The following is a 7,941-nucleotide window of genomic DNA, read 5'->3' on the forward strand; positions in this document are numbered from 1 at the left end:
AGCCGGGTGGCCAGGGCCACGGCGCCGCCGCGGTCGAACCCAAAGACATGCTCCGCCGCGGGGCCCGTGGCGGCCACCGCCTCGTAGCCGGTAAACAGTTCCGGCCGGTCCCGCCGCAGCCGCAGGATGCGGGAGACCACCAGCATCTTGGCCGCGGCCCCGGCATCGATGCCCGGCACCTGGCCGGTACCGGCGTCCAGCTCCGCCAGCGCCCGGCCGCGGGCCTCGAAGTCCACCGGCCTGCGGTTGTCCGGGTCCACCAGCGAGTGATCCCAGAACTCGGTGCCCTGGTAGACGTCCGGGACCCCGGGCATGGCCAGCTGCACCAGCTTGGCCGACAGCGAGTTGGTCCAGCCGGCCTGCTGCAGCCGCCCGGCCAGGTCCGCCACGATGTCCCCGACCCCGGGATTTTCGTACGCGGCGTCGACCGCGGCCGCCAGCTTCTTCTCGAATTCCTCGTCCGGATCCGTCCAGCGGGTGCTGTTCCCGGCTTCCCGGGCGGCCTTGAGGGCGTAGGCGTGCGCACGCTCCGCGTCCAGCGGCCAGGCACCCACGATGGCTTGCCACAAAAGGTCCGCGAAGGGCCGGTCCCCCAGCGGGGCGGCGGACTCGAGCTGCTGCAGGCCCGCCAGCCACAGCTGCGGCTCCTCGGACAGCGTGCTGATCCGCGCCCGGGTGTCCTCGCTGCGCTTGGTGTCGTGCGTGGTCAGCGCGGTCATGGCCAGCGGCTGCTCCTGCTGGCGCCGGATCAGGGCGGCGTGCAGCTCGAAGGGTTCCAGAGCCGGGATTGAGGGGTCTGCGCCCACCTCGGTGAGCGAGGTCAGGGCGGTATAGCGGTAGAACGCGGTGTCCTCCACGCCCTTGGCCATCACCATGCCGGAGGTCTGCTGGAACCGGACGGCCAGCTCGGTCAGCGGGGCAGCGGCGCCCGAAGCAGCCGAGAGCGGGTCCAGCAGCGGCAGCAGCGCGGCGACGGCCGGAGCAAGGTCCGGGCGGTGGATGCGCGCGGCGACGGCGGCCTCCGCAAGGTAGCCGGCGCCGTCGGGCAGGTAGCTGCGGTAGACCGGGAAGCAGGCGAGCAGTTCGGCCAGCGCGTCAGCGGCCACGTCCTGGTCCAGCCCCGCCGAGGCCGGGACCAGCCTGGCCAGCCGCAGCACCTCCGAGTGCAGCAGCCCGTCCGCGATCGCCCGTTTCGTGCCGTGGATCATGCGGTGGTAGGGCTGAAGCTGCGCCGCCTCCTCCAGCACCCGGCAGCCGGCCGGATCGGTGAAGAGCCGGTCCACTTCGGCGAGCGCGTCGTACCCGGTGGTGCCCTGGCAGCGCCAGCGCCCCGGGAGCCGTTCCCCCGGCTCCAGGATCTTCTCCACCAGCACGTAGGCCCCGCCGGTGAGCTCCTGCAGCCGCTCCAGGTAGCCGGCCGGATCCGCCAGCCCGTCCGGGTGGTCGATCCGCAGCCCGTCCACCAGGCCCTCGGCGAACCAGCGCCGGATCTCGGCGTGGGATTCCTCGAACACCCAGGGAACCTCCACGCGCACGCCGGCCAGCGAGTTGACGCCGAAGAAGCGGCGGTAGTTCAGCTCGTTGTCGGCCCGGCGCCAGTTGACCAGCTCGTAGTGCTGCCGGTCGTGGACCTCGCGGGCGGACGCGCCGTCGTCGGCGGTGCCCGCCGCCACCGGGAAGCGGTTGTCGTAGTAGCGCAGCTCAAGACCGGTGCCGCCGGATCCGCGGCCAGGCCCGGCGCCGCGCACCAGCTCCAGCCGGTCCAGCTCGTCCGGGTCATCCCCGAGCACCGGCAGCCGGATCCTGCCGCCTCCGGCGTCCCAGTCCACGTCGAAGGCCTCGGCGTAGCGGCTGCCGCGTCCCTCGGACAGCAGGGACCACCACCAGGGGTTGTTTGCCGGGGTGGCCACGCCCATATGGTTGGGCACAATGTCCACCAGCACGCCCAGCCCGGCGGCATGGGCGGCCTCGGACAGGGCCTGCAGCCCGGCGGCGCCGCCGCGGGCCGGATCCACGGCGGTGAAGTCGGTGACGTCGTAGCCGTGGTCCGAGCCCGGCTCGGCGGTCAGGATCGGTGACAGGTAGACCCAGTCCACGCCCAGCCGGCGCAGGTAGGGCACCAGGTCGGCCGCGGCGTAGAGGTCGAACTCCGGGCGGACCTGCAGCCGGTAGGTGGAACGCGGCGTCCTCATCGGCCCGGCTTCGGGGTCGTGACCGTGTTGCCAGCCAGCGCTGCCAGCGAGGCAGCCACGGAGTGGTCCGGTTCGACTTCGGGTTCCTTGAACGCCCGGAGCACCACCATGGACTTTGCCTGCAGGGTGATTTTCCGGCCGGCCTGGAACGGCTGTGATTCGGCATGCTCCCCGGCGGTGTCCACCACCGCGTCCCACTTCTGGGAATACTCCTTGGACGGCAGCACGAAGACCACTTCCTCGTCGTGGGCATTGAAGTAGGCCAGGAAGTTCACATCCGTGATCCGCTCGCCCCGCTCGTCCAGGCCCCGGATGCCTTGGCCGTTGAGGAAGACCCCGATGCACCGGCCGAAGCCGGAGTCCCAGTCCTCCGGCTGCATCGGCAGCCCGTCCGTGCCCAGCCACTCGATGTCCGGCAGCGCCTCACCCTCGCCGCGGCGCACGGGGCGTCCGTCGAAGAAACGGCGGCGGCGGAAGGTCGGGTGCTCCGCGCGCAGCTTGTTCACCGCCGCGACGAACTCCAACAGCGGCTGGTCCGCCTCGTCCCAGTGGATCCACGAGAGTTCCGAATCCTGGCAGTAAGCGTTGTTGTTGCCCAGCTGGGTCCGGCTCAGCTCGTCCCCGTGGGAGATCATCGGCACGCCCTGGGAGAGCAGCAGGGTGGCCAGGAAGTTGCGCTGCTGCCTGGCCCGCAGCGCCAGTACCTGCGGATCATCCGTGGGGCCCTCGACGCCGCAGTTCCACGAGCGGTTGAAGGACTCGCCGTCCCGGTTGCCCTCGCCGTTGGCCTCGTTGTGCTTCTCGTTGTAGGAGACCAGGTCCCGCAGCGTAAAGCCGTCATGGGCGGTGACGAAGTTGATCGAGGCGAAGGGCCGGCGCCCGGTGTCCTCGTACAGGTCCGCCGAACCGGTGATCCGCGAGGCGAATTCGCCCAGCGTTGCCGGTTCGCCGCGCCAGAAGTCCCGCACCGTGTCCCGGTACTTGCCGTTCCACTCGGTCCACAGCGGCGGGAAGTTGCCCACCTGGTAGCCGCCGGGGCCCACGTCCCACGGCTCGGCAATGAGCTTGCACTGGGAGACCACCGGATCCTGCTGGACCATTTCAAAGAAGGACGAGAGCCGGTCCACATCGTAGAATTCACGGGCGAGCGTGCTGGCCAGGTCAAAGCGGAACCCGTCCACGTGCATTTCGGTGGCCCAGTAACGCAGCGAATCCATCAGCAGCTGCAGCGAGTGCGGGCTGCGCACGTTCAGCGAATTGCCGGTACCGGTGTAGTCCATGTAGTACCGCTTGTCGTCCTCCACCAGCCGGTAGTAGGCGGCATTGTCGATGCCGCGGAAGGACAGCGTGGGGCCCAGGTGGTTGCCCTCGGCGGTGTGGTTGTAGACCACGTCCAGGATCACCTCGATGCCGGCCAGGTGCAGGGTGCGCACCATCGCCTTGAATTCCTGGACCTGCTGGCCCTCGTCCCCGGTGGAGCTGTAGGTGTTCTGCGGGGCGAAGAAGCCGATGGTGTTGTAACCCCAGTAGTTGGACAGGCCCTTGTCCTGCAGGGTGCTGTCATTGACGAACTGGTGCACCGGCATCAGCTCGATCGCGGTGACCCCGAGCTTCTGCAGGTGCGCCACCACGGCAGGATGGGCGACGCCGGCGTAGGTGCCGCGCTGTTCCTCCGGCACCTCCGGGTGCAGCTGCGTCAGGCCCTTGACGTGGGCCTCGTAGATCACCGAGCGGTGGTACGGGGTATTGGGCTTGCGGTCCCCCTGCCAGTCGAAGAACGGGCTGACCACCACTCCGAGCATCATGTGGGCGGCGGAGTCCTCGTCATTGCGTGAGTCCTCGTCACCGAAGTTGTAGCCGAAGAGGGCCTGGTCCCAGTCGACTTCCCCCTTGACGGCCTTGGCGTAGGGGTCCAGCAGCAGCTTGTTCGGGTTGCAGCGCACGCCCTGCGCCGGATCGTACGGACCGTGCACCCGGTAGCCGTACTTCTGCCCCGGGATGATCTGCGGCAGGTAGCAGTGCCATACATAGCCGTCCACCTCACGCAGCCGGATGCGGGTCTCCTGGCCGTCGTCGTCAAACAGGCACAGCTCAACACTCTCGGCCGCCTCGCTGAAGAGAGCGAAATTGGTACCGTTCCCGTCGTAGGTGGCACCAAGCGGGTACGGCTGTCCGGGCCAAACTTCCATGCGGTTCTCTCCTACATCAGCAGATATGATCTGTACCCTTACTACCGCATGAACACCCGTTCAGCCTATTTTTCGGCCACTACCATGGCCGTGGCCAGGTCGCCGTCGTGGCTCATGGACAGGTGCCAGAGGGCCACGCCCCTGGCCTCTGCCGCGGCCGCCACGGTGCCGGTGAGTTCGGGGTACGGGTCCCCGGCCCCGTCCACGCAAATGGTGCAATCCTGCCAATTCATGCCCGACGGCGCGCCCAGGGCCTTGGCGATGGCCTCCTTGGCGGCGAACCGCGCCGCCAGCGAACGCGTGTTCAGGTCCCGCTCGGCGGGGGTGAACAGCCGGTCGCGCAGCCCGGGGGTGCGCTCCAGTTGGCGCCTGAAGCGCGGCACATCCACCACGTCCACGCCGATTCCCACGATCATCGCCGGCAGGACCTATTCGACCGTGACGGACTTGGCCAGGTTGCGCGGCTGGTCCACGTCGTACCCCTTGGCCGTGGCCAGCTCGCACGCGAAGATCTGCAGCGGCACCGTGGCCAGCAGCGGGGCCAGCAGCGGGGGCGTTTCCGGGATGTAGAACACATGCTCGGCGTACGCCTGCACCGCGGTGTCGCCTTCCTCGGCGATCACGATCGTCTTCGCGCCGCGGGCGCGGATCTCCTGGATGTTGGAGACCACCTTGGCGTGCAGCGAATTCCGGCCGCGCGGGGACGGGACGATGACGAAGACCGGCTGGCCCTCCTCGATCAGGGCGATCGGGCCGTGCTTGAGCTCCCCGGCGGCAAAGCCCTCGGCGTGGATGTAGGCCAGTTCCTTGAGCTTGAGCGCGCCCTCCATGGCCACCGGGAAACCGACATGGCGGCCCAGGAACAGCACCGAGCGAGTGTCGGCCATGGTGCGGGCCAGCTTCTTGATCTGGTCCGAGTCGTCGAGCACGGCCTGGATCTTCGCCGGAACCTTGGCCAGGTCCGCCAGGATGTCCCTGATCTGCCCGGAGAACAGGTTCCCACGCAGCTGCGCCAGGTACAGGCCCAGCAGGTAGGCCGCGGTGATCTGCGCCAGGAAGGCCTTGGTGGAGGCCACGGCGATTTCCGGGCCGGCGTGCGTGTACAGCACGGCGTCCGCCTCGCGCGGAATGGTGGAGCCGTTGGTGTTGCAGATGGCCAGCACCTTGGCGCCCTGTTCCTGCGCGTAGCGCGCGGCCATCAGGGTGTCCATGGTCTCGCCGGACTGGGAGATGGCCACGACCAGGGTGTTGGTGTCCACGATCGGGTCCCGGTAGCGGAACTCGTGGGACAGCTCCACCTCCACCGGGATCCGGCACCAGTGCTCGATGGCGTACTTGGCCACCTGGCCGGCGTAGGCGGAGGTGCCGCAGGCCAGCACGATGATCTTGTCCACCGCCTTCAGCTGGGACGGATCGATGCGCAGCTCGTCCAGCTTCAGCTTCCCGTCCAGGCCGGCGCGGCCCAGCAGGGTCTGGGCCACGGCCTCGGGCTGGTCGTTGATTTCCTTCTCCATGAAGGAGGCGAACCCGCCCTTCTCCGCCGCCGCGGCATCCCAGTCCACCTGGAATTCGCGGCCCTGGGCGGGGTTGCCGTGGAAGTCGGTGACCTCGAAGCTGTCCGGCGTGATGGTGACGATCTGGTCCTGGCCCAGCTCCACGGCCCGGCGGGTGAAGTCGATAAAGCCGGAGACGTCCGAGCCGAGGAAGTTCTCCCCCTCGCCCAAGCCGACCACCAGCGGCGAATTCCGGCGCGCGGCGACGACGGTGTCGGGCTGGTCGCAGTGGATGGCCAGCAGGGTGAAGGCACCCTCCAGCCGCTGGCAGGCCAGCTGCATGGCCTTGGTCAGCGGGCCGGCCTCGGCCTGGTCCTTCAGCCCGCGGTAGATCTCGGCGATCAAGGCGGCGGCCACCTCGGTGTCCGTCTCGGAAGCGAACTGAACGCCCTTGGCGGCCAGCTCGCGTTTGAGCTCGGCGTAGTTCTCGATGATCCCGTTGTGGATGACGGCGAGCCTGCCGCCGTCGGCCAGGTGCGGGTGGGCGTTCCGGTCCGTGGGCCCGCCGTGGGTGGCCCAGCGGGTGTGGCCGATGCCGGTCAGGGACTGGGGCAGCGGGCTGGCCTGGAGCTCGCCGAGCAGATTGGTCAGCTTGCCGGATTTCTTCCGGGTTTCAATGCCGCCCTCGGTAATTACGGCGACGCCGGCGGAGTCGTAGCCCCGGTATTCGAGGCGCCGCAGCCCCTCCAGCACCACATCCAAGGCACCATGGCCGTTGAAACGAGCCTCGAGACCGTCCGATCCGCCGCGGCGGCCCACATAACCTACGATTCCACACATGCGATCAAGGGTACCTGTCCCGACCCCAAACAGCCCCCGGGACACCGCCGTACCGCCGCCGGGCCGCCGGCGTCATTTTGGGGAAACTTCGCCCCAACAGGCACAATTCTTAAGTGAGTGAACCGACACTGAAGACGTCGGCGTCCACGGGTGAGAGCAACTTCACACCATTCGTGGAGCTGGACCGCCAGACCTGGTCCCGCCTCTCCAATGAACTGGAGCAGCCGCTGAACGAGGAAGACATCGAGCGGCTGCGCGGCCTGGGCGAGCAGCTGGATATGACCGAAGTCCGGGAGGTGTACCTGCCGCTTTCCCGGCTGCTCAATCTCTACGTGGCGGGCGCCGGCGAGCTGCACAAGGCCACCACCACCTTCCTCGGCGAGCGGTTCCGCCGCACCCCGTTCGTGATCGGCGTGGCAGGTTCCGTGGCAGTGGGCAAGTCCACCACCGCGCGCGTGCTCCGGGAGATGCTGCGGCGCTGGCCGGGCACCCCGAACGTGGAGCTGGTCACCACCGACGGATTCCTCTACCCCAATGCCGAGTTGATCCGCCGCGGGCTGATGGAACGCAAGGGCTTTCCCGAGTCCTACAACCGGCGCGCCCTGCTGCGCTTCGTCAGCGAAATCAAGTCCGGTGCCGAGGAAGTGCGCGCGCCTTTCTATTCGCACCTGACCTACGACATCGTCCCGGACCGCGAGGTGGTGGTCCGCCGTCCGGATGTGCTGATTGTGGAGGGCCTGAACGTCCTGCAGGCGGCCCGGCCGCAACTGGACGGCCGTTCCTCCCTGGCCGTCAGCGACTTCTTCGACTTCTCCATCTATGTGGACGCCAAGACCTCCTACATCGAGGAGTGGTACGTGCGGCGTTTCCAGAAGCTGCGCTCGTCAGCGTTCGCCGATCCCGAGTCCTACTTCCACCGGTATGCCTACCTCACGGACGAGGAGGCCCGGGCGACGGCGCTGGATATCTGGAAGCGGATCAACGAACCGAACCTGCGGGAGAACGTCCTGCCCACCCGCGGCCGGGCCCAGCTGGTTCTCACCAAGGAGGCGGACCATTCGATCCGCCGGATGCTGCTGCGGAAGACCTGAGATGAACACTCCCCGTCCGCTCCTGGCCGCCGGCCTTGCCGCCGGCCTGGTACTGCTGCTCACCGCCTGCGGCCCTGCCGCGCCGAACCCGGCATCCTCCGGCGCCCCGGCCGCCCCGACGACGGCGGCGGGCACC

Annotated in this window: 5 protein-coding genes; 1 reads left to right on the top strand and 4 read right to left on the bottom strand. The window is 68.6% G+C overall.

The window, feature by feature from the left end:
• The 4 genes from treY to glmS all read right to left on the bottom strand — a co-directional run.
• The coding region (treY, locus tag ACFQ36_RS18410) for a malto-oligosyltrehalose synthase (protein WP_377016252.1) at window positions 1-2,192 on the bottom strand (2,192 nt) is incomplete at its 3' end.
• Window positions 2,189-4,381 carry a glycogen debranching protein GlgX gene (gene glgX / locus ACFQ36_RS18415; protein ID WP_377016254.1) on the bottom strand — a complete coding sequence of 731 codons (2,193 nt, stop codon included), beginning with the start codon at window positions 4,379-4,381 and terminating at the stop codon, window positions 2,189-2,191. The genes treY and glgX, both read right to left, overlap by 4 nt.
• Before the next feature lie 65 nt (window positions 4,382-4,446).
• Window positions 4,447-4,797: a holo-ACP synthase gene (locus ACFQ36_RS18420; protein WP_377016256.1), complete on the bottom strand. Its 351-nt coding sequence runs from the start codon at window positions 4,795-4,797 to the stop codon at window positions 4,447-4,449.
• A gap of 12 nt (window positions 4,798-4,809) precedes the next feature.
• Window positions 4,810-6,714: a glutamine--fructose-6-phosphate transaminase (isomerizing) gene (gene glmS, locus ACFQ36_RS18425; RefSeq protein WP_377016258.1), complete on the bottom strand. Its 1,905-nt coding sequence runs from the start codon at window positions 6,712-6,714 to the stop codon at window positions 4,810-4,812.
• Window positions 6,715-6,842: 128 nt separating this feature from the next.
• Here glmS and coaA point away from each other — a divergent pair, with 128 nt between their 5' ends.
• On the top strand, window positions 6,843-7,805 hold the full coding sequence (gene coaA / locus ACFQ36_RS18430; RefSeq protein WP_377016260.1) for a type I pantothenate kinase: 963 nt from the start codon (window positions 6,843-6,845) through the stop codon (window positions 7,803-7,805).
• The last annotated feature ends 136 nt before the right edge of the window (window positions 7,806-7,941 follow it).

Origin of the sequence: Arthrobacter sp. GCM10027362 (genome assembly GCF_042679445.1) — a bacterium.
Taxonomy (GTDB): domain Bacteria; phylum Actinomycetota; class Actinomycetes; order Actinomycetales; family Micrococcaceae; genus Crystallibacter.

What these genes read in the sequence shown, in the direction of transcription:
- glgX (WP_377016254.1), bottom strand. Translation starts at nt 4,381, where the DNA reads ATGGAAGTTTGGCCCGGACAGCCGTACCCGCTTGGTGCCACCTACGAC.
- ACFQ36_RS18420 (WP_377016256.1), bottom strand. Translation starts at nt 4,797, where the DNA reads ATGATCGTGGGAATCGGCGTGGACGTGGTGGATGTGCCGCGCTTCAGG.
- glmS (WP_377016258.1), bottom strand. Translation starts at nt 6,714, where the DNA reads ATGTGTGGAATCGTAGGTTATGTGGGCCGCCGCGGCGGATCGGACGGT.